General features: G+C 73.2%; 18 protein-coding genes. 9 read left to right on the top strand and 9 right to left on the bottom strand.

Features of this window, described 5'->3' with window-relative positions:
* Positions 1–244: 244 nt before the first annotated feature.
* Entirely contained in the window at positions 245–715 is a 471-nt protein-coding gene (locus BS83_RS39805) for a nitroreductase family deazaflavin-dependent oxidoreductase (protein ID WP_037608239.1), read from the bottom strand.
* Positions 712–1,938: an acyl-CoA dehydrogenase family protein gene (locus BS83_RS39810; protein ID WP_037608241.1), complete on the bottom strand. Its 1,227-nt coding sequence runs from the start codon at positions 1,936–1,938 to the stop codon at positions 712–714. The genes BS83_RS39805 and BS83_RS39810 overlap by 4 nt, the downstream gene beginning before the upstream one ends.
* Before the next feature lie 121 nt (positions 1,939–2,059).
* On the opposite strand from BS83_RS39810, the gene BS83_RS39815 reads away from it, so the two are divergent.
* The gene (locus BS83_RS39815) at positions 2,060–3,265 is read left to right on the top strand and encodes a thiolase C-terminal domain-containing protein (RefSeq protein ID WP_051945146.1); all 1,206 of its coding nucleotides are present in this window, start codon (positions 2,060–2,062) and stop codon (positions 3,263–3,265) included.
* A 135-nt stretch (positions 3,266–3,400) separates the two neighbouring features.
* On the opposite strand, the gene BS83_RS39820 is transcribed toward BS83_RS39815, so the two are convergent.
* From BS83_RS39820 to BS83_RS39830, 3 genes are all read right to left on the bottom strand, one after another.
* A complete protein-coding gene (locus tag BS83_RS39820; RefSeq protein WP_037608244.1) occupies positions 3,401–4,351 on the bottom strand; it encodes a beta-ketoacyl-ACP synthase III in 951 nt (316 codons plus the stop codon).
* A gap of 261 nt (positions 4,352–4,612) precedes the next feature.
* Entirely contained in the window at positions 4,613–5,485 is an 873-nt protein-coding gene (locus BS83_RS39825) for a L,D-transpeptidase family protein (protein ID WP_084714820.1), read from the bottom strand.
* Positions 5,486–5,926: 441 nt separating this feature from the next.
* On the bottom strand, positions 5,927–7,027 hold the full coding sequence (locus tag BS83_RS39830) for an oxygenase MpaB family protein (RefSeq protein ID WP_051945148.1): 1,101 nt from the start codon (positions 7,025–7,027) through the stop codon (positions 5,927–5,929).
* Positions 7,028–7,099: 72 nt separating this feature from the next.
* Between BS83_RS39830 and BS83_RS42655 the strand changes: the two genes are divergently transcribed.
* Positions 7,100–7,774, top strand: coding sequence for a TetR/AcrR family transcriptional regulator (locus tag BS83_RS42655; protein WP_063774327.1), 675 nt, complete (start codon positions 7,100–7,102; stop codon positions 7,772–7,774).
* A 267-nt stretch (positions 7,775–8,041) separates the two neighbouring features.
* On the opposite strand, the gene BS83_RS39840 is transcribed toward BS83_RS42655, so the two are convergent.
* Both BS83_RS39840 and BS83_RS39845 read right to left on the bottom strand, forming a co-directional pair.
* Positions 8,042–8,473, bottom strand: a complete 432-nt coding sequence (locus BS83_RS39840) for a Zn-ribbon domain-containing OB-fold protein (RefSeq protein ID WP_037608246.1) — start codon at positions 8,471–8,473, stop codon at positions 8,042–8,044.
* 37 nt (positions 8,474–8,510) lie between these two features.
* Entirely contained in the window at positions 8,511–8,966 is a 456-nt protein-coding gene (locus BS83_RS39845) for a hypothetical protein (RefSeq protein WP_037608248.1), read from the bottom strand.
* Positions 8,967–9,124: 158 nt separating this feature from the next.
* Here BS83_RS39845 and BS83_RS39850 point away from each other — a divergent pair, with 158 nt between their 5' ends.
* The 3 genes from BS83_RS39850 to BS83_RS39860 all read left to right on the top strand — a co-directional run bounded on the left by BS83_RS39850 (position 9,125) and on the right by BS83_RS39860 (position 12,814).
* The gene (locus BS83_RS39850; RefSeq protein ID WP_037608249.1) at positions 9,125–11,287 is read left to right on the top strand and encodes an acetate--CoA ligase family protein; all 2,163 of its coding nucleotides are present in this window, start codon (positions 9,125–9,127) and stop codon (positions 11,285–11,287) included.
* Complete coding sequence (locus tag BS83_RS39855; RefSeq protein WP_232248653.1) at positions 11,284–12,087, top strand: enoyl-CoA hydratase/isomerase family protein; 804 nt, start codon at positions 11,284–11,286, stop codon at positions 12,085–12,087. The genes BS83_RS39850 and BS83_RS39855 overlap by 4 nt, the downstream gene beginning before the upstream one ends.
* A gap of 106 nt (positions 12,088–12,193) precedes the next feature.
* Positions 12,194–12,814: a flavin reductase family protein gene (locus BS83_RS39860; RefSeq protein ID WP_084714824.1), complete on the top strand. Its 621-nt coding sequence runs from the start codon at positions 12,194–12,196 to the stop codon at positions 12,812–12,814.
* On the opposite strand, the gene BS83_RS39865 is transcribed toward BS83_RS39860, so the two are convergent.
* Complete coding sequence (locus tag BS83_RS39865; RefSeq protein ID WP_084714826.1) at positions 12,792–14,168, bottom strand: MFS transporter; 1,377 nt, start codon at positions 14,166–14,168, stop codon at positions 12,792–12,794. The genes BS83_RS39860 and BS83_RS39865 overlap by 23 nt on opposite strands.
* A 55-nt stretch (positions 14,169–14,223) precedes the next feature.
* On the opposite strand from BS83_RS39865, the gene BS83_RS39870 reads away from it, so the two are divergent.
* From BS83_RS39870 to BS83_RS39885, 4 genes are all read left to right on the top strand, one after another.
* A complete protein-coding gene (locus tag BS83_RS39870; RefSeq protein WP_051945157.1) occupies positions 14,224–15,246 on the top strand; it encodes a GlxA family transcriptional regulator in 1,023 nt (340 codons plus the stop codon).
* Positions 15,247–15,418: 172 nt separating this feature from the next.
* Positions 15,419–16,897: an APC family permease gene (locus BS83_RS39875; protein ID WP_037608253.1), complete on the top strand. Its 1,479-nt coding sequence runs from the start codon at positions 15,419–15,421 to the stop codon at positions 16,895–16,897.
* Between the two features lie 77 nt (positions 16,898–16,974).
* Positions 16,975–17,985 (top strand): ROK family protein, encoded by a 1,011-nt coding sequence (locus BS83_RS39880; protein WP_084714828.1) that lies wholly within the window; start codon positions 16,975–16,977, stop codon positions 17,983–17,985.
* Positions 17,982–19,031: an SIS domain-containing protein gene (locus BS83_RS39885; RefSeq protein ID WP_051945160.1), complete on the top strand. Its 1,050-nt coding sequence runs from the start codon at positions 17,982–17,984 to the stop codon at positions 19,029–19,031. Before BS83_RS39880 ends, BS83_RS39885 begins: the two co-directional genes overlap by 4 nt.
* Positions 19,032–19,301: 270 nt before the next feature.
* Here BS83_RS39885 and BS83_RS39890 read toward each other — a convergent pair whose 3' ends face one another.
* Positions 19,302–20,369, bottom strand: coding sequence for a Zn-dependent alcohol dehydrogenase (locus BS83_RS39890; protein ID WP_037608254.1), 1,068 nt, complete (start codon positions 20,367–20,369; stop codon positions 19,302–19,304).
* Between the last annotated feature and the right edge of the window lie 2 nt (positions 20,370–20,371).

Below are 20,371 nucleotides of genomic sequence, written 5' to 3' on the forward strand. Positions count from 1 at the left end.
TGTCCGCCGGCCTGAACGCGGGTTGTGCCTCGGGGGAGGTACGCCCAGCGCCTCCGCGCTCCGTCCCACCAAGGCGGCACCGTCCCTGACCCGACGGTGCCGCCGCTCCTTTTTGCCCACCGGGGGCCGCCCACAGCCCCGCGTCCCTGAGGTGGTGCACCCGCCCCTTCGCGGTGAGGTACCGCGCCCGCGCCAGAGGCGCGCAGCTCCCCGCGCCCCTGGAAGTGGCAACTGAGCCTTCGGCCTAGGGGACCGGCTCCAGCCGGAAGATGCGGATCTCGCGGTCCACCCGGGCCTGGTACGTGGCGTACGGCGGCCACATGCGGAGCAGCGCCGCCCAGGCGTCCGCGCGTTCCGTTCCGGTGAGGAGCCTGCCGCGGACGCGGACGACCTTGCCGCGGTGGTCCACCGTGGCGTCCGCGTCGGCGAGGAGGTTCCCCGTCCAGGCCGGATGGGACGTGCGGCCGAAGTTGCTGCCGATGACGAGGAAGGTCTCCCCCTGCGGGAGGCAGGCCAGCGGGGTGACCCGCGGTTCGCCGCTCCTGCGGCCCGTCGTCGTCAGGAACAGCGACGGCAGCATCCACTGACTCAGCATGAACCTGCCGCCGCTGAGGCGATGCACCGCCTTGTCCAGCCGCGGCACGACCTTCGGCGCGATCCGTGCGAAGGCCGGGGTCGAGGAGACCTTCTGCATCACGCTCTCCATGGCCTTCATCGCTTATCCTCCACGCCCGCCGGGGTCGGTCCGGTCAGCACGCCCGCCAGTTCCGCCGCCTTCGCGCGCAGCAGGTGCGGGGGGCCGAAGAGCAGTTCGTCCGCCGCGGCGCGCTTGAAGTAGAGGTGGGCCTCGTGCTCCCAGGTGATCGCGATGCCGCCGTGCAGCTGGATCGCCTCGGCCGCGGCCGCGCGCTGGGCGGTCAGCGCGTGGGCGAGCGCCAGCAGCGCGGGAACCGGGTGGTCCGGGTCCGCCGTGGCCGACCAGGCCGCGTAGAGGGCCGCCGAGCGGGCCGTCTCCACCGCGACGTAGACGTCGGCCAGCCGGTGCTTGACCGCCTGGAACGAGCCGATCGCCCTCCCGTACTGCTGTCTGACCTGCACGTACTCCACCGTCCTCGCCAGTGCCTGCGCCGCCGCGCCGACGGCCTCGGCCGCGAGGGCGACCGCCGCGGTCCGGCCGATCCCGGCCAGCGCGGGGCCGGCGTCCAGGGCGGGGTCGCCGAGGGGGCGGGCGAGCACGTCCCGCAGTTCGACGCGGCCGACGCTGCGGGTCTGGTCGATGCCGGCGCTGCGTTCGCGGCTGAGGCCTGGCGTCTGCCCGTCGAGGACGAAGAGAACCGTGCGGCTGCGCGGGAAGCCGCCCGCGTGCGCGGCCACGACCAGCAGGTCGGCACGGGCCCCGTCGAGCGCGTACTCGGCCTCGCCGTAGAGGGACCAGAGCCCGTCGGCCGCGGGCTTGGCCTGGACGCCGCCCGCTCGTCCGCCGCCTGCGGGGACGTCGCCCGGCGGCAGGCCGGGGTCGGTGGCGGGAACCAGGCCGAGGGCGACCGCCGGGGTGCCCGGCAGGACCAGCGCGGCCGTGCGCGCACCGGAGGCGAGCGGGGGCAGCAGTTCGTCCCGCTGGGCCGGGCTGCCGCAGGCGGTGATCGCGCCGGCGGCCAGCACCGAGCTGGCCAGCAGCGGCGAGGGCAGCAGGACCCGGCCGGCCTCCTGGCAGGCCAGTGCGAGCTCGACCGGACCCAGGCCCGCGCCGCCCTGGCTCTCGGGCAGGGCCAGCCCGGCCAGTCCGAGCTGGTCGGCGAGGCGCCGCCACAGTTCGGCGTCGTAGCCGGCGGTCGAGGCCGCCGCGGCGCGGACCTCCTCCGGCCCCGCCTGCTTGGCGAGCGCGTCGCGCAGTGCGCGGGCGATCTCGTCCTGTTCCTGGGTGAGCGCGGGATCCATGCCGCCTCCTGGCCTTCGCACGGTGCTGTGGCTTCGCGATAGCTGACGGTTCGTCATACTAGGAGCCCGCGGATGCGACGCACAGGGGCGCGTGAAGCAAATCTGATGTACCGTCAGATTTATGACTGCAGCTGGTTCACGCCTCCGCCACCCGGTCCCCGGAGACTCCGCGCGGAGGCGTCGGGTGGCGGTGGTCGGGGTCGCCCTGAGCGACTGCGGGCGGGTGGACGAGGCGACGCCGTTCCAGCTCCACGCGCAGGCGGCGCGACGCGCGCTCGCCGACTCGGGGCTGTCCAAGGACGTGATCGACGGGGTGGCCTCGGCCGGGCTCGGCATCCTCGCCCCGGTGGAGGTCTCCGAGTACCTTGGCCTGCGGCCCACCTGGACGGACTCGACCTCGGTCGGCGGCTCCACCTGGGAGGTCATGGCCGCGCACGCGGCCGACGCGATCGCCGCCGGCCACGCCAACGCGGTACTGCTGGTCTACGGCTCCACGGCACGCGCCGACCTGAAGGCGCGCCGCCGCACCGCGGGCATCGCGCTGGGCGCCCGCGGCCCGCTGCAGTTCGAGGCGCCCCACGGCCACACGCTGATCGCCAAGTACGCGATGGCGGCCCGCCGCCACATGCACGAGTACGGCACCACGCTGGAGCAGTTGGCGGGCGTGGCCGTCCAGGCCCGGGCGAACGCCGCGAGCAACCCCGAGGCGATGTACCGGACGCCGATCACGGTGGACGAGGTGCTCTCCGGCCCGATGATGGCCGACCCCTTCACCAAGCTGCACTGCTGCATCCGCTCGGACGGCGGCTGCGCGGTGCTGCTGGCCGCGGAGGACTACGTGCCGGACACGGCGAAGGACCCGGTCTGGGTGCTGGGAACGGGCGAGTACCTGAGCCACAGCCTGATGTCGGAATGGGAGGACTTCACCGTCTCCCCCGCCGCGACCTCGGGCCGGCTGGCCTACGAGCGGGCCGGCGTCGCACCGGCGGACATCGACGTCGCCCAGCTCTACGACGCCTTCACCTACATGCCGCTGGTGGCCCTGGAGGACCTGGGCTTCTGCGCCAAGGGCGAGGGCGGCGCGTTCGTGGACGCCAAGGCGGGCAGGCTGCTCCGCGACGGCGAGCTGCCGACCAACACCGACGGCGGTGGCCTCTCGGCCTGCCACCCGGGCATGCGCGGCCTCTTCCTGATCGTGGAGGCGGTCCGTCAGCTCCGCCGCGAACACCCGGCCGACCGCCAGGTCCCGAACGGCCCCGAGCTGGCCCTGGTCAGCGGCACCGGCGGCTGGTTCTGCTCCTCCGGCACCCTGATCCTCGCCCGCTGACCCCCCGCGGGCCGCACCGGACCGCGGAGCCCGCAGAGCCCGCGGAGCCCGCGGCGGAGCTCACGCACGCGGACGTCCGGGCCGCGCGTCGCCTTCGCCCCACGGATTGGGCCCGCGTCGGGCCCGGCGCTGCCGTCACGGGCAGCGGACGACCTGGCCGGCGTAGGCGAGGCCACCGCCGAAGCCGAAGAGGAGGACCGGGGCGCCGGAGGGGATCTCGCCGCGTTCGACGAGCTTGGAGAGGGCGAGTGGGACCGAGGCCGCCGAGGTGTTGCCGGACTCGACGACGTCGCGGGCGACGACCGCGGAGTCGGAGAGGCCCAGCTTGCCCGCGATGGCGTCGATGATGCGCAGGTTGGCCTGGTGCGGGACGAAGGCAGCGAGCTCGTCCGGGCGGATGCCCGCGCGTTCGCAGGCCTGGAGTGCGATCGGGGCGATCTGCGTGGTGGCCCACCGGAACACGGTCTGGCCCTGCTGGCTGATGGTGGGGTCCCAGCCGTCGATGCGGACCGCGTCGCCCTTTCTCGGATCGGAGCCCCAGACGACCGGGCCGACGCCGGCCGGCTCGTCGTCGGCGGTGGCCTCCAGCACGGCCGCGCCCGCGCCGTCCGCGAAGATGACGCAGGTGGTGCGGTCGGTCCAGTCGACCGTGTCGGACATCTTCTCGGCGCCGATGACCAGGGCGCGGCGCGCGGCGCCCGCACGGAGCGCGTGGTCGGCGGTGGCGAGCGCGTAGGAGAAGCCGGAGCAGACGGTGTTCACGTCGAAGGCCGCCGGTGCGGGCACCCCGAGGCGGGCGGCGACCTGGGCGGCGGTGTTGGGGCTGCGGTCGATCGCGGTGCAGGTGGCGACGACGACCAGGTCCACGGTCTCCGCGTCGAACCCGCTGGCGGCGAGCGCCTTCTCGGCGGCGCGGGCGGCCATGTCGGCCACGCTCTCGTCGGGCGCGGCCAGATGCCGACGCCGGATCCCGACCCGGGAGGTGATCCACTCGTCGCTGGTGTCGACCAGAGTCGCGAGCTCGTCGTTGGTGAGGACCTTCGACGGCTGGTAGTGGCCCAGTGCGACGATGCGGGAACCTGTCATGAGACCACTCAAGCCGGTTACCGGCCGGTCTCCCGAAGCGACTCGGCACAGGATAAGCAGGCAAGAGCTGTAGATCCTGGACAAACCATGAGGTTCGACGCGAGCTCGGAGCACCGATCGCGACCGAGGCGCACGGGGCCGCCGGGGCCGGAACACGGAACGGGGACGGCGCGGGGGACGGGCTCGGAGCCCTGCTCGGCGCCCTGCTCGGAAGACGGCCCGGAGGGCGAGCCCGGGGCGGCGGCGCGGACCGCCGCACCGTCACTGGGCGAGCGAGGCCGCGTCGCCCATCACGATGACCGGGTGCTTGGTCGGGTCCAGGGCGCGCAGCAGCGCCGCCATGTCGGCCTTGGAGAGCGCCACGCAGCCGTGCGTCGGGCCGCCGTGGTCCACGTGGACCCAGATGCCGCCGCCGCGGGACGTGCCCATCGGGCGCTGCCCGTCCAGCGGCGAGGTGCCGGGGACGTGGTTGTAGTTGATGGCGACCACGTAGTCGAAGGCGTCCTGCAGCGACTCGCCCTCGAAGCCCGTGCCCGGGGCCTGGAAGGCCGACGAGTGGGTGTAGGGGAGCTTGGTGCCCGGGTTGGCATAGAGGCCGCCGGCGTCGGTGAGGCCGAAGACGCCGATCGGGCTGTGCAGGTCGCCCGCGTGGTGGTCGGTCGTCCAGCCGTCCTTGCCGTTGCGGGAGGCCCAGACCGTGCCGGCGATCCAGCTGCCGTCGGCGGTACGGGTGTAGAGGACGGCGGTGCCGGTGTTCTGGTTCTTGCCCTTGCCGGTGACCAGCAGCACCTGCTGCGCGTTGGCCGGCACCCTCGCCGCGAAGGCGGCGCCGAGGCCGGGCAGGTGCTTCAGCGCCGCGGCGGGCGTGGCGCGGTCGATCGAACGGGAGGCGTCGCCGTCGCCGGTGCGGCCCGCGACGGGCGAGGCGGCGGGGTCGGTCGAGGCGGACGCGCTGCTGCCGTGGTGCGGGTTCAGGAAACCGGCCACCGCGATGACCGCGACCGCGGCCACCGAGCCCACCCCGAGGAAGCTCGTGCGCACCAGACGCTTGCGCCTGGCCCTGGCACGGGCCGCGGCGCGCGCCTGGGCGCGGGTGAGCCTGGGGGCTGAGCTGGTTCGGGCATGGCTGGCCATAGCTGGGATCCTCGCAGGTGATCGACGTGACGCGGACCGTGAAGCCGCTGCGCTGCCACCCTTCGGCTCGTACGCCCCCACCTTCTGTGCAGGCGTCACCCGCGTCACGGTACCCCCATCGAGTGATGCGGGACCGCAACGGCGTGCAGGGAACCGGCCCGAATTGAGCCCGTGTCAGCGCCCGACACACCGGGGCGGCCAGCGCTGATCCCCGGCGGAAGGGTGTGGCGGCGTTCCGCATACACATCACTCGATGTGTCTAAGGTCACAGGAGTGACACAGCAACATCCCGGAGGTGCCACGGAGTCATATCCGGCCCACCCGACCGGCTTCGGCGTCGGCGGCCCCCGGCGAGCACGGGCAAGGTGCGACAAGACCTGGCAAGGAACGACAAGGCATGCCGAATCCGGCAAACCATGGCGAACCATGTCCGACCGGGTGTCAGCCGAGTGGCCCGAGAATCGCCTGGGACTCGACGAGGCCCTGGTCGCTGGGCTGCCGGCCCTCGCCCAGGACCCGGGCGGCCTGGCGGGCCCTGAGGTCCTGGTGCGCCTCGGCGGGCCTGACGAAGCCGTGGCGGGCGCGCGCCTCGGCCGGCGGCAGCACCTCCGCGTTGCGCGGCGGGACGCCGAGTTTCATCGGCGCGATCACCGGAACCGTGGACGGCGAGAGCCGTCCCAGCAGCAGCAGTTCGACCCGAGGGCTGAGGTGCGCCAGCGCGAAGCTCAGCTTCATGACCGGCACGATCAGGACGTCGAGAAGGCGCGACTGCCGGATCCCGGCCAGCTCCCGCATCCAGCGCGGCAGGGTGGCGACGGTGGCGATCCGCTGCGCCCTCGCGACGACCGCGCTGAGCGGCTTCGCCCAGCCGGGCGTCGGCGGCAGCACCAGTTCGGTCCGCAGCAGATGGTTCATCGCCTGCCGGGCGATCGGGCTGGCGGAGAGCTGCGGCCGCATCCGTTCGAAGTACGCACGGACGCCCTCGCGGGTGCGCGGGATGTCGTCGGGCGAGCAGGTCTGCAGCTCGGCCGCGGTCGCGCACGCCTCCCAGTACTCCTTCTCCTCCTCGGCGCCGAGCTTCCCGGGGCCGTAGCGCTCGTAGGCATAGAGGATCGAGTGCCAGCCGGTGAGCTGGATCCACAGCTGCGAGGCGGGGTCGTTGGCGTCGTAGGTCCCGTCGCCGTACGGCAGACGCCCGACAGCCTTGGAGTGGACCTTGACGAGCACGTCCGCCGCGCGGCACACCTCGCGCGATCCGGCGAAGGCCACCATGGCGAAGTAGCGCAGGGTCCGGTCGTAGCGGGTGCGCGGACGCTGGTAGATCCCCTGGGTCGTGTGGACCGCCGCCACCAGGGGTGGGTCGAGCTCCTCCACGACGACGGCCCGCTGGAAGCCGACCGTCAGGGACGTCGGATAGCTCCACACCTTCCAGACCACCGAACCCGGGCCGAAGAAGCCGTAGTCCTCGTGCGGTTCGACCTCGCCGAAGCTGCCGAACCTGCCGCCGACTTCGCCGACCTTGCTGCGCCTCGGACCGGGCATGCCGCCACCCCTCGCACCTCGTATACGACACTGCTGTCGTAAATTAAGACACGCATGTCGTAAACTGCCAAGGTGCCAGCGCCCACCTCTTCGGAAGCCGCCCCGCCGCGCAAGCGGCGCCCCTACGCCGCGCGCGTCCCCCTCGCCGAACGCCGCGAGCAACTCATGGACGCGGCCTTGGCCGTGATCGTCGACGAGGGCTACGAGCGGATCTCCGTCGACGCCGTCGCCAAGCGGGCGGGCGTGGCCCGGTCGGTGGTCTACGGAGCCTTCGACAACCTCGAAGTCCTGCTCGGCGCGCTGCTCGACCGGCAGCAGGCGCAGGCCTTCGGCCGCCTGCTGGAGACCCTTCCGGTCGGGGCGGAGACCGGTGATCCGGCGGCGTTCGCGGACGAGCCGGTACGTCGGATGTCGGCGATGCTGCGGGAGGACCCGGACACCTGGCGGCTGATCCTGCTGCCGCCAGGCTCGATGCCGACGGTCGTCAGGGACCGCATCGAGGCGGACCGGGAGCGGTTCCGACGCCTCGTCCAGGCATGGCTCTCCGAGGCACAGGACCGTCGCGCGGAGCCCGCGCTCGACGCGGAGGTGCTGGCGCACGCGCTGGTCGCCTGCGCCGAGCATTTCGGCCGGCTGGCCTTGACGGAACCCGGCAGGTTCGACGCGGAGCGTCTGATCGCCCAGGTGCGGGGGATCCTCCGCGCGGTGCTCTCGTTGCACCCTCCAGGAGCGCGAGGCTCCGCTTGATCAACTGCCTGCGCGAGAAACCACCCGGTGCGGATGGCCCTGCGCGTTGAAGACCATCTGCTCATCGGAGGGGGTACCTCCCCGCCGAAGGCTGGGAATTGTCGCGCACGCAGTTGATCAAGCAGAGCCTCGCGCCCCTGACAGTGCAACCAGGCCTCTGTTGTCAGCAGTCACGTCCGCGCGCCGGAGGCGCGCAGTTCCTCGCGCCCCCGAGGTGGTGCAACGGGTCCTCTGCCGTCAGGCGCCGCGCCCCCGAGGGACGTGCAGCTAGCTCGAGGCGTCGACGCGGAAGACCGGGACCGGGGGGCCCGGTTCGGCGTCGGCGGTGAAGGCGACGAAGTCGGCGGAGACGGGCATGTCCGGCCGGAGCGCCGCGGGGTCGCAGTCGACCAGCGTCGTCATCAACCGGGGGCCCTCCTCCAGCCGCACCACCGCCGCGACGTACGGCACGCGCTCGCGGAACGGCGGAAGGTCGTTCGCGTGGACCACGGACCAGGTGTAGAGCGTGGCCCGGCCGCTCGCCTGCTCCCAGCGGACGTCCTCGCTCCAGCAGTGCGGGCAGAACTCGCGCGGGTAGTGGTGCGCGCGCCCGCACCCGTCGCAGCGGCGGAGCAGCAGGCGGCCCTCGGCGGCCGCGTCCCAGTAGGGCCGGGTGAAGGCGTCGGGTTCGGGCAGGTCGGTGCGGGGGACGGTACTCACGGGCGGGGCCTCCCACGATCGGACGGACGGGACCGGCTCAGGCGCCGAAGAGGTGGAAGGCACGGTCCAGGGACCAGCACTGCCAACTCGCGGCGAACAGGCAGACCAGGGAGATCAGCGCCATCATCAGGTTCTGACCCTGCTCGGCCCAGTCGTGGATCATCAGCACGAAGTACAGGAGGTTGAGCAGCAGGCCGGCCGCCAGCGCGATCGGGCTGAGCAGCCCGAAGGTCAGGCCGAGCCCCAGCGCCAGCTCCGCGAAGACCACCACGTAGGCCATCGGCTTGGGCCGGGGGGCGACGATACGGTCGAAGGAGGCGCGGACGAAGGACCAGCGGTGCCGGGCGGCGACGTCCTTGGCCCAGTCGATGCCCGTGGAGCGCTGCAGCCAGCCCTTCTTGTCCTTGTGACGCCAGCTCTCCAGCCACCACAGCCCCAGGCCTATGCGGAGCACCGCGAACCACTCCCCCGCCGACAACCCGTAGGTGTGCACTGTCTGCACCCGCGGTCACTCCTCTCCAGGCTCGTCCTCGCCCCACCGGCGGGATTCTCTGACGATGCGTCAGTTATATGTCTTCCTGCCGAGCTGCCCCGACAGTAATCTGATGGTACGTCAGATTTTCTCGTCAGCAAGGATCGGGAGGCGCAGCCATGCGGGACACGGACAGCGACACCGACACCGACGTGAGCGGTCGGCCCCTGCGCCCGCGCACCGTCGATCTGGACCGCTTCTTCCGCCCCGCCGCCGTCGCGGTGATCGGCGCCTCGGACACGGAAGGCCGGCCCAACACCGGGATCACCCGGCAGCTGCGGGCCTGGTCGGAGCGGGTCGGCGCGCGCATGCACGCGGTGAACCCGGGACGGCGGGAGGTCGACGGGCAGCCCTGCTACCCGGACCTCGCGTCGATCCCCTGCGCGCCCGGCGAGGGACCGATCGACCTGGCCGTGATCCTGCTCGCCGACCCTGCGGCGGTCGTGCCGCAACTGGTGGAGGCGAAGGTGAGGTTCGCCGTCGCCTTCGCCTCGGGCTTCGCCGAGACCGGCGAGAGCGGACGCGAGGCGCAGCGCAGGCTGGAGGAGCTGATCGCGGAGGCCCCGACCGGCCTGCGGCTGCTCGGCCCGAACACCAACCTGAACGCCTTCGAGCGGTTCCGCGACGACCTGTCAGGGCCGGCCATCGCGCTGATCACCCAGAGCGGCCACCAGGGCCGCCCCCTCTTCACGCTCCAGGAGCTGGGCATCAGGCTCAGCCACTGGGCGCCCACGGGGAACGAGGCCGACCTGGAGGTCGCCGACTTCGTCCAGTGGTTCGCGGACCAGCCGGAGATCGGGGCGATCGCCGCCTACATCGAGGGCATCAAGGACGGCCGCGGCTTCCTGCTCGCCGCCGACCACGCCGCGCGGCGCGGCGTGCCGGTCGTCGCGGTGAAGGTCGGCCGCACGGACGAGGGCGCGCGGATGGCGCAGTCCCACACCGGCAAGCTGACCGGCTCGGACGACGTGGTGGACGCCGCCTTCAAGCAGTACGGCGTGATCCGCGTCGACGGACTGGACGAACTGCAGGACACCGCGGCCCTGCTGGCGCGGGCGAAGCCGCCGAGGGCGCCCGGCGTGGTCGTCTACTCGATCTCCGGCGGCACCGGCGCGCACCTGGCCGACATGGCCTCCGCCGCCGGGCTGACCTTGCCGCGACTCAGCCAGGCCAAGCAGGACGAGCTGCACCAGTGGATCCCTGACTACCTGAGCGTGGCGAACCCGATCGACAACGGCGGGCACCCGGTCGGCGACTGGCGCGGTCGCAGGATCCTGGACGCGATCGTCGACGACCCCGACGTCGGGGTGCTGATCTGTCCGATCACCGGACCGTTCCCGCCGATGAGCGACAAGCTGGCGCAGGACCTCGTGGAGGTCGCCGAGACGACGGACAAGCTGGTCTGCGTCATCTGGGGTTCGCCGCTGGGCACCGAGGAGGCGTACCGCAGGACGCTGCTCGGCTCGTCGCGGGTCGCGGTCTTCCGCACCTTCGGCAACTGCGTCAAGGCGGTCGCCGCCTACCTGGAGCACCACGCCTTCGTGCGCGACTACCGCTCCCCCTTCGACGCGGCCCCGCGTGAGGCGTGCGCGGGCAAGGTGAAAGCCCAGCGGCTGCTGCACGGCGGCGAGCAGCTGAGCGAGTTCGCGGCCAAGCAACTGCTGCGCGCGTACGGGATCAGGGTGCCGCGGGAGCAGCTGGTCACGAGCGCGGCGGGCGCGGTGCGCGCGGCGGGCGTGGTCGGCTACCCGGTGGTGCTGAAGGGCTCGGCGCCCGGCGTCGCGCACAAGACGGAACTCGGCCTGGTCAAGGTCGGGCTGACCAGCGCGAGCCAGGTGCGGGACGCATTCAGGGAGCTGACCGACAACGCGCGGGCGGCGGGCATCCCGCGACTGGACGGCGTGCTGGTCTGCCAGATGGTGGAGGCCGGGGTCGAGATGGTGGTCGGCATCGGCCAGGACGTCACCTTCGGTCCGACCGTGACGGTCGGGATGGGCGGCGTCTTCGTGGAGGTGCTGCGGGACTCCGGCGTCAGGGTGCCGCCGTTCGGCCCGGCCGAGGTGCGCGACATGCTGCGCGGACTGCGCTGCTGGCCCCTGCTGGAGGGCGTGCGGGGGCTGCCGCCGATGGATGTGGAGGCGCTGGTCGACGTGGTGCTGCGGGTGCAGCGGATGGCGCTGGAGCTGGGCGACGAGCTGGCGGAGCTGGACATCAACCCGCTGGTGGTGCTGGAGCGCGGCAAGGGCGTGGTCGCCCTGGACGCGCTGGCGGTGTGCCGGTGAGCGGCACGACGGCCGGTGGGCCGCTGCTCGTCGCGCGCGACGGTGCGGGCGTGCTGCGGCTGACCCTGAACCGGCCCGAGGCGCTCAACGCGGTCACGGCGGACATGCGGGAACGGCTGGTCGCCGAGCTGGACTCCGCCTCGGCGGACCCCGGGATCCGGGTCGTGGTGCTGACCGGCGCGGGCCGCGCCTTCTGCTCAGGCGCGGACCTCAGCGGGGGAAGCGGCGGCGAGCGCCTTCCCGGCGACGTGGCCCGGATGCTGCGCCGCGGTGTGCAGCGGATGGTGGCGGCGGTGCTGGACTGCGAGAAGCCGGTGCTGTGCGCGCTGAACGGGGTCGCGGCAGGCGTGGGCGTGCAACTGGCCCTGGCCTGCGACCTCGTGGTGGCCGCGGAGGGCGCCTCGCTCGTCCAGGTCTTCGCGAAGCGCGGCCTGGTGCCGGACGGCGGCGCGGCCTGGCTGCTGCCCCGGCTGGTCGGCCCGCAGCGGGCCAAGGAACTGCTCTTCCTCGGCGAGAAGGTGCGCGCGGAGGAGGCGCAACGGCTGGGTCTGCTGAACCGGGTGGTACCGGCCGAGGAGTTGGAGAAGGCCGTCTCCGAGTGGGCGGAGCGGCTGGCGGCCGGCCCGACGCGCGCCTACGCGCTGACCAAGGCGCTGGTGAACGCCTCGTTGGACGTCGACCGGGCCACGGCCTTCGAGGCGGAGGCGACGGCTCAGGAGATCAACATGACCACGCGGGACGCCCAGGAGGGCGTACGCGCGTTCGTGGAGCGGCGCGAGGCACGGTTCGACGGACGGTGAAACGGGGCATGAGGCACCGGCGGAGGTACGGCGCGCACCGCTCCACCCGCCTTCCACTCCGACGGGCTCTCATCTTCAATGGAACAGACGACGACCGGAGGACTCCATGGGGCACGAGGGAATGGCCGTGGCGGCCGTCCGCTACCTGCGGGAGAGCGGCGCGACGCCGGCGGTGCTGCGTGCCGTGGAGGCGTCGGTCGAACGCGCCGACCTGACCGAGGGCGCGGACATCGGCAACGCCCCCGCACTGCGGGACGCGCTCGGCCACTTCGCGACCGGCGTGACCGTGATCACCGCGGCCGCCGAGGACGGGCGGCCGGTCGGCTTCGCCTGCCAGTCCTTCGCCTCGCTGTCACTCGACCCGCCGCTGGTCTGCTTCAACGTGGCCAGGACCTCTGCCAGTTGGCCCAGGATCGCGCGGGCGGGCGCGTTCTGCGTGAACGTGCTCGCGGACGACCAGGGCCCGCTGTGCCGCTCCTTCGCCGTCAGCAGCTCCACCGGCGCGGACAAGTTCGACGGCGTCGAGTGGCAGCCGGCCCCCGCCACCGGCTCACCCCGGCTCACGGGCGCACTCGCCTGGGTCGACTGCACCATCCACGCCGTGCACACCGGCGGGGACCACCTGATCGTCCTGGGCCGGGTCCGCGAACTCGCCGCCCCGCGCGGCGGCGAGGCGGGCCCGCTGGTCTTCTACCGCAGCGCGTTCAGGCAGCTGCTGGAAGGCTGACCGGCACGCCCGCCGGGTCCTGCGGCCTCGGGCGGCGCAGCAGGACCGAGCAGGTGGCGGCGACGGCGCAGAGGGCGCCGGCGCCGTACCAGGCGAGGTCGTAGCTGCCGAGCTGGTCGCGGATCACACCGGCCACGGCGGCGACGATCGCCGCGCCGGCCTGGTGGCCGCAGAGGACCCAGCCGAAGACGATCGGCGCGTCCTCGCCGAACCACTCACGGCACAGGGCGACGGTGGGCGGCACGGTGGCGACCCAGTCCAGGCCGTAGAAGACGACGAAGACCACCATGCTCGGGTGCACGGTGTGCGCGAAGAGCGCCGGCAGGAAGAGCAGTGAGACGCCGCGCAGCAGGTAGTAGACGCCGAGCAGCTTGCGCGAGTCCATCCGGTCGGTCAGCCAGCCCGAGAAGATCGTGCCCACCACGTCGAAGACGCCCACCAGCGCGAGCAGGCTCGCCGCCGCTGTCTCCGCCATGCCGTGGTCGCCCGCGGCGGGGATGAAGTGCGTGCCGACCAGGCCGTTGGTGCTCGCGCCGCAGATCGCGAACGAGGCGACCAGCAGCCAGAAGGCCTTGGTCCGCGCGGCCTCGCGCAGCACGCGCAGCGCCCGCAGGCCCTTGCCGGGGTCGGGGGTCGGCTCGACGTAGTCGGCGGGGGCGCCGTAGGGCAGCAGGCCCAGGTCGGCCGGGCGCTCGCGCATCAGCAGGGCGACGATCGGGACGACGGCGATCGCGCAGATCGCGACGGTCATCGAGGCGCTGCGCCAGCCGTACTGCTGCACCAGCCAGGCGAGCACCGGGAGGAAGACCAGGTTCCCGGCGGCACTGGCGGCGGTCAGCACCCCGGTGACCAGGCCGCGCCGGGCGACGAACCAGCGGCCGGTGACGGTGGCGCTGAACGCGAGGGCCATCGCCCCCGAGCCGAGGCCGACCAGGACGCCCCAGCTGAGCAGCAGCTGCCACGGCTGGGTCATCAGCAGCGTGGCCCCGGCCCCCGCCGCCATCACACCGAGCGCGACGGAGACCACGCGGCGCACGCCGAAGCGGTCCATCAGCGCGGCGGCGAAGGGGGCGGCCAGTCCGTTGAGCAGCATGTTGATCGAGACGGCGGTCCCGACCAGGCCGTGCGACCAGCCGAACTCGTGGTGCAGCGGCTCCATCAACAGGGCGGGCGTGGAACGGAATCCGGCCGCGCCGACCAGCACCAGCAGGGCCACGGCGGAGACGATCCACGCGTAGTTCAGGCGCGGGCCGCGGGGACCGCCCGGTACGGGGGCGGGCGCGGCGGCGGGTCGGGCGGCGGGGCTCAGCTGATCGGTCACCGGAGCAGCATGGCGGCCGGGGAACGGGATCATCGAGTGGCCCGAAGGCCACCTTGCGCAAGAATCCGGCCAAGGGCAGAGTGGCGGCATGAAGAACGTCGTCGCCCACGCAACCGGAGCCTCCGCCTCCTCCTCGGCGCCACCGCCGCCGCACGAGGTCGCGGTGCTCGCGCTGGAGGGCGTGGTCGCCTTCGAGCTGTCCACCCCGTCGCGGATCTTCGAGACCGCCAACGAGCGCGGCGCGCCCCCGTACTACCGGGTGCGCACCTGCACCCTCGACGGCGGGCCGATCCGGACCGGCAGCGACTTCCGGATCGGCGTGGACCACGGTGCCGAACTGCTCGCCGTGGCCGACACGGTGGTCGTTCCGGCCTCCTTCGAGCTGGGTCCGATCTTCACCGAGGGCCGGCTCCCGCCCGAGCTGGCGCGGGCACTGGAGCTGGTGCGACCGGGGACGCGGCTGGTCTCGATCTGCACCGGCACCTTCGTGCTCGCGGCGGCCGGACTGCTCGACGAGCGGAGGGCCACCACGCACTGGCGCTACACCGAGCAGTTCCGGGGGCTCTTCCCGAAGGTCCAGCTGGACCCCGACGTGCTCTTCGTCGACGACGGCGACCTGCTCAGCTCCGGCGGGGTCGCCGCCGGGCTCGACCTCTGCCTGCACATCGTCCGCCGCGACCACGGCTCCGCGGTGGCCAACCGCGTGGCCCGGCACTGCGTCGTCGCCCCCTGGCGCGAGGGCGGCCAGGCCCAGTACGTCGACGCCGCCGTGCCCGAACCCGGCGCCGACGGCACCGCCCCGGCCCGGAGCTGGGCGCTGGAACGGCTCGGCGAGCCGCTGACGCTCGGTCAGCTGGCGGACCGCTGCGCGATGAGCGTGCGCACCTTCACCCGTCGGTTCAGGGAGGAGACGGGACAGAGCCCGGTCCAGTGGCTGCTGGTCCAACGGGTGCAGCGGGCCCGCCAGCTGCTGGAGCACGGCGACCTGACGGTGGACCGGATCGCCCACGAGGTCGGCTTCGGCAGCGCGGCGTCGCTGCGCGGGCACATGCAGTCCGTGCTGGGCGTCTCCCCGACGGCCTACCGCCGCACCTTCCACGGCGCGCGGTAGCCGCGACGCGGCTGCGGGCCGCCACGGGAGGGGGTGGGGCGGTGCTCCTCATCCCCAGACCCCACTCCGGGCAACGCGGGTCACCCCTTGACGAGACAAGTAAAGGAATTTAACTTTACGAACCAAGCACCCACCCGCCCTCTGCTCCCGCCGCCCCGGAGGATGACCCACGATGTCCGACACCCCCACGACCGGACTGTCCAGAAAGATCGGCCTGTTCCAGGCGACCGCCATCAACATGAGCCAGATGTGCGGCATCGGCCCCTTCGTCACCATCCCGCTGATGGTGGCGGCCTTCGGCGGCCCGCAGGCCGTCATCGGCTGGATCGTCGGCGCGCTGCTGGCCCTGGTCGACGGCCTGGTCTGGGCGGAGCTCGGCTCCTCGCTCCCCGGCTCCGGCGGCACCTACGTCTACCTGCGCGAGGCGTTCCAGTACCGCACCGGCCGGCTGATGCCGTTCCTGTTCGTGTGGACCGCCATGCTGTTCATCCCGCTGATCATGTCCACCGGCGTCCAGGGCATGGTGCAGTACCTGGGCTACCTGTGGCCGAGCATGACCACCGGGCAGGGCGACGTCGTCGGCATCGCGGTCGTCGCGCTGGTGATCCTGCTGCTGTGGCGCAAGGTCGAGAACATCGGCCGACTCACCGTGGCCATGTGGGCCGTCATGATCCTGGCCGTCACGGTCGTGATCATCGCCGCCTTCACCCACTTCAGCCCGTCGATGGCGTTCACCTGGCCCGCCCACGCGATCCAGCTGACCCACGGCGCCTTCTGGATCGGCTTCGCCTCCGGCCTGACCATCGGCATCTACGACTACCTCGGTTACAACACCACCGCCTACATGGGCGGCGAGATCAAGGACCCGGGCCGGGTCATGCCGCGCTCGATCATCTGGGCCATCGTCGCCATCATGGGCATCTACCTGCTGCTCCAGGTCGGCGTGCTCGGCGTGGTGCACTGGCAGGACATGCTCGACCCGAACAACGTCGCCTCCCGGTCCGTCGCCTCGGCGGTGCTGGAGCGGACCTTCGGGAGGACGACGGCCGACGTGGTCACCGTGCTGATCCTGGTCACGGCCTTCGCCTCGGTCTTCACCGGCCTGCTCGGCGGCTCCCGGGTGCCCTTCGACGCCGCCAGGGACGGGGTCTTCTTCCGCTCCTTCGGAAAGCTGCACCCCAAGCACAACTTCCCGGTGCTCGGCCTGGTCTCCATGGGCGTCGTCACCGCCGCCGCGTTCGTGGTCGCCCGCCACGTCGGCGCCTCGGCCACGCACCCGCCGCTCGGCGTGCTGATCACGCTGCTGACCACGGTCATGGTGATCATCCAGGCGCTGGCACAGATCGCCGCGGTCACCGTGCTGCGCAGGCGCCAGCCGAACCTGGCCAGGCCCTACAAGATGATCCTCTACCCGCTGCCCAGCATCGTCGCCGCCGTCGGCTGGCTGGCGATCTACGGATACGCGGACAAGGCCAACCCCGGTGTCCACCCGATCGAGTGGTCGCTCGCCTGGGTCGCCCTCGGCGTCGCCGCGTACCTGATCTGGTCCAGGGTCGAGAAGGTCTGGCCCTTCGGCCCCAAGGAGATCACCGAGCAGTACCTGACCGCCCAGGAGCAGCAGACCGAGCCCACCCCGGCCGGCGCCCGCTGATCCCCGGCCGGACGCGGTTCGCCCCTCCCCCGAAGGGCGGCCGCGTCCGGTCGGCCCCCTGCCCGAGGACTGCACTGATGCTGCAAGAACGCACCACCGCGCCCCACCCCCGCCCGCTCACCCCCGCGCCCGCCCGCACCGTGATCGGCATCGACTTCGGCGGCACCAAGACCGAGATCGCCCTGGCCGGACCGGACGGCGCGGTGCTGCGCCGCCGCCGGCTGGACACGCTGGCCGAACGCGGCCCCGACCAGATCCTGGCCCGCGCCGCCGAGACCGTCCGCGCGCTCGCGGCCGAGGCCGAGGCCGATCTCGGCGCACCCGTCGCCGCGCACGCCGCGGTCGCCCCGGGCGTGATCCAGCCGGACCGGATCCTGCTCACCCCCAACCTGCCCGGCTGGGAACGGCTGGCGCTGGCCGACCGGCTCGCGGGGGAACTGGACGTCCCCGCGGTCGCCGTCGCCAACGACGTACGCGCCGGAGCCCTCGCCGAACTGCGCTTCGGCGCGCTGCGCGGCGTGGACCCCGGCATGTACGTCAGCCTCGGCACCGGGATCGCCGCCGCGCTCACCGTCGGCGGCCGGGTACTGGCCGGGGCGCGCCACGCCGCCGGGGAGATCGGCTACATGAACCCCGGCGACGCCCCGGCCGACGCGGTCGCCCTCGGCCGGGCCCCGCTGGAGGAACTCGTCGCCGGCAAGGGTCTGAGCGAGCGCGCCCTCGCCCGGCTGGGCGTCCCGCTGACCGCCACCGAACTGTTCGCCGGCGCCGAACCGGCCGCGAAGGAGCTGGCGGCGGAGACCCTGACGGTGCTTGCCCGGGCGCTGGCCAACCTGTCGGTCTTCGTCGACCCGGCCAGGATCGTGCTGGGCGGCGGCATGATGGCGTCCGCCGCGACGTTGCTGCCCGCGCTGACCCGACTGGTCGGGCAGGCCACGCCGTTCCCGCCGGAGCTGCGCACCGCGCGTTTCCTCAAGGACGCCTCCCTGCACGGCGCGCTGGCCCTGGCCCTCGACTCGCTCGACCCCCTCGGCACCGACGTCGCTGCCGCCCCCTTCACCGCCCTGCGACTGGAAGCGATCCGATGACCACAGACACGCAGCCCGCCCCGCCGCTCGGCGCGCGGATGGACGCCGAGATGCGGCAGCAGCCGGAGGTGCTGGCCGCGTTGGCGGCCCGCTTCCCCGCCCTCACCGACGAGGTCGCCCGCCTGGGCGGCCCGGAGGGACCGGTCGGCGTCGCCTTCCTGGCCCGCGGCTCCTCCGACCACGCGGCACTGCTCGGCCGCTACGCCGTGGAACTGGGCGCCGGACTGCCCACCTGCCTGGTGGCCCCGAGCGTGGCCACCGCGTACCGGCGTGCGCCGGAGGGCTTCCGCGGCTGGCTGCTGGTGGCGCTCTCGCAGTCCGGGCGCACCCCCGAGATCGTGGACCTGGCGCGCCGTTACACCGACGCCGGGGCGTCGGTGATCGCGGTCACGAACGACGGCGAGTCCGAACTGGCCCGCGCCGCCCGGCTGACCATCGCGCTGGAAGCCGGGCCGGAGCGGGCGGTTCCCGCCACCAAGACGGTCACCGCGCAGATGCTCGCGGTGCTGGCGGTGGCGGCGGGGCTCGGCGACGGCCTGACCCACGCCCAGGCCGAGGCGCTGCCGCACGCGGTGGCCGCTCTGCTCGCCGACGGGACCGGCCCGGCCCGGGTGGCGGAACTGCTGGCCGGACACGACCGCGTGGCCGTGGTGGGCCGCGGCGCCTGCTACCCGGCCGCGCTGGAGAGCGCGTTGAAGCTCCAGGAGACCACCGGGCTGATGGCCCACGGCTTCTCCACGGCGGACTTCCGTCACGGCCCGATCGCGGTCTGCGGTCCCGACGCGCCCGCCGTCCTGCTGGCGGGGTCCGGCCCCGCGGACGCCGACACCCTCGACCTCCGCGGTGCGCTGGGCGCGCGCGGCGCGAGGACCGTCCTGGCCGGCACGGCAACCGACGCCGACCTGCCCTGGCCGGCCCTGGGGCACCTCGGCGAGTGCCTGACCGCGACGGTCCGCGGCCAGCAGCTCGCCCTGGCCACCTCCCGCCGTCTCGGGGTGGACCCCGACCGACCGCAGGGCCTCAACAAGGTCACCATGACCAACTGAGGCGCCGCCCCCGGGGCGCGAGGAACTGCGCGAGCAACCACCCTGGGCGGATGGCCCTGCGCGTTCGGCCCGCCGGCTGCGTGGGTGGCTTGTCGCGCACGCAGTTGATCGAGCAGAGCCTCGCGCCCCTGGGTAGTGCAACCGGCCCACGGCGGTAAGGCCCGCGCCCGCGCGCCCGAGGCGCGCAGTTCCTCGCGCCCCTGAGGTGGTGAAAACTGGCCCACGGCAGTGAGGCTCGCGCCCGCGTGCCGGAGGCGTGGCACCGGGGGTTCAGAAGGTGAGGACCGCGCGGGCCACGCCGCCCGTCTCCGTCGCCTTCGCCGCCTCTTCGAACTGGTCGATCGGGAAGGTGCAGGTGACCAGTTCGTCCAGGAGGAGCCGGCCCTCGGCGTAGAGCTGGGCGTAGCGGCCGATGTCCAGCTGCGGGCGGCTGGAGCCGTAGCGGCAGCCCAGGATGGACTTGTCCAGGAACAGCTCCGCCGGGCGGAACGACGCCTCCGCGTCCGCCGCGGGCATGCCGAGCAGCACGGCCTGGCCGTGCCGGTCGATCATGTCGATTGCCTGCCGGGTGAGCCGGGTCGGGCCGACGCACTCGAAGGCGTGGTCGACTCCGTTCGGCTCCAGCGCGCGGACGGCCGCGACCGTGTCCTCGACCGCCCGGGCGTCGATGAAGTCGGTCGCGCCGAAGGTCCGGGCGATCGTCTCCTTCTCGGCCACCGCGTCGATCGCGATGATCCGGGACGCGCCCGAGATCCGCGCGCCCTGGATGACGTTGAGCCCGATGCCGCCGCAGCCGATCACGGCGACGGTGTCGCCGATGTCGACCCTGGCCCGGTTGATCGCGGCGCCGACGCCGGTCAGCACGCCGCAGCCGATCAGCGCCGCCGAGGTGAACGGGATGGCGGGATCGACCGGTACCACCTGGACCGCCTTGACCACCGTGCGCTCGGCGAAGACGGACGTGGAGGCGAAGTTGTAGAGCTGCTGGTCGCCGCGGGTGAACGGCTTGCCGGGGAAGCCGATCGCCTTGCGGCACATGGTGGGCCGCCCCCGGCCGCACTCGCGGCATGTGCCGCAGCTGGCCAGGGTGGAGAGCGCGACGTGGTCGCCCGGCTTGACGTGGGTGACCCCCGCGCCGACGGACTCCACCGTGCCCGCGCCCTCGTGACCGAGCACGACCGGGACCGGGAAGGGGATGGTCCCGTCGATGACGGACAGGTCGCTGTGGCAGAGCCCCGCCGCCGCGATCTTCACCATCACCTCGCCGGGCCCCGGCTCACGGACCGTCAGGTCGTCGACCACCTGCGGGGCCTTGCCGTCGAAGATGACGCCCTTCATGG

Source organism: Streptacidiphilus rugosus AM-16 (genome assembly GCF_000744655.1).
GTDB classification, from domain to species: Bacteria; Actinomycetota; Actinomycetes; order Streptomycetales; family Streptomycetaceae; genus Streptacidiphilus; species Streptacidiphilus rugosus.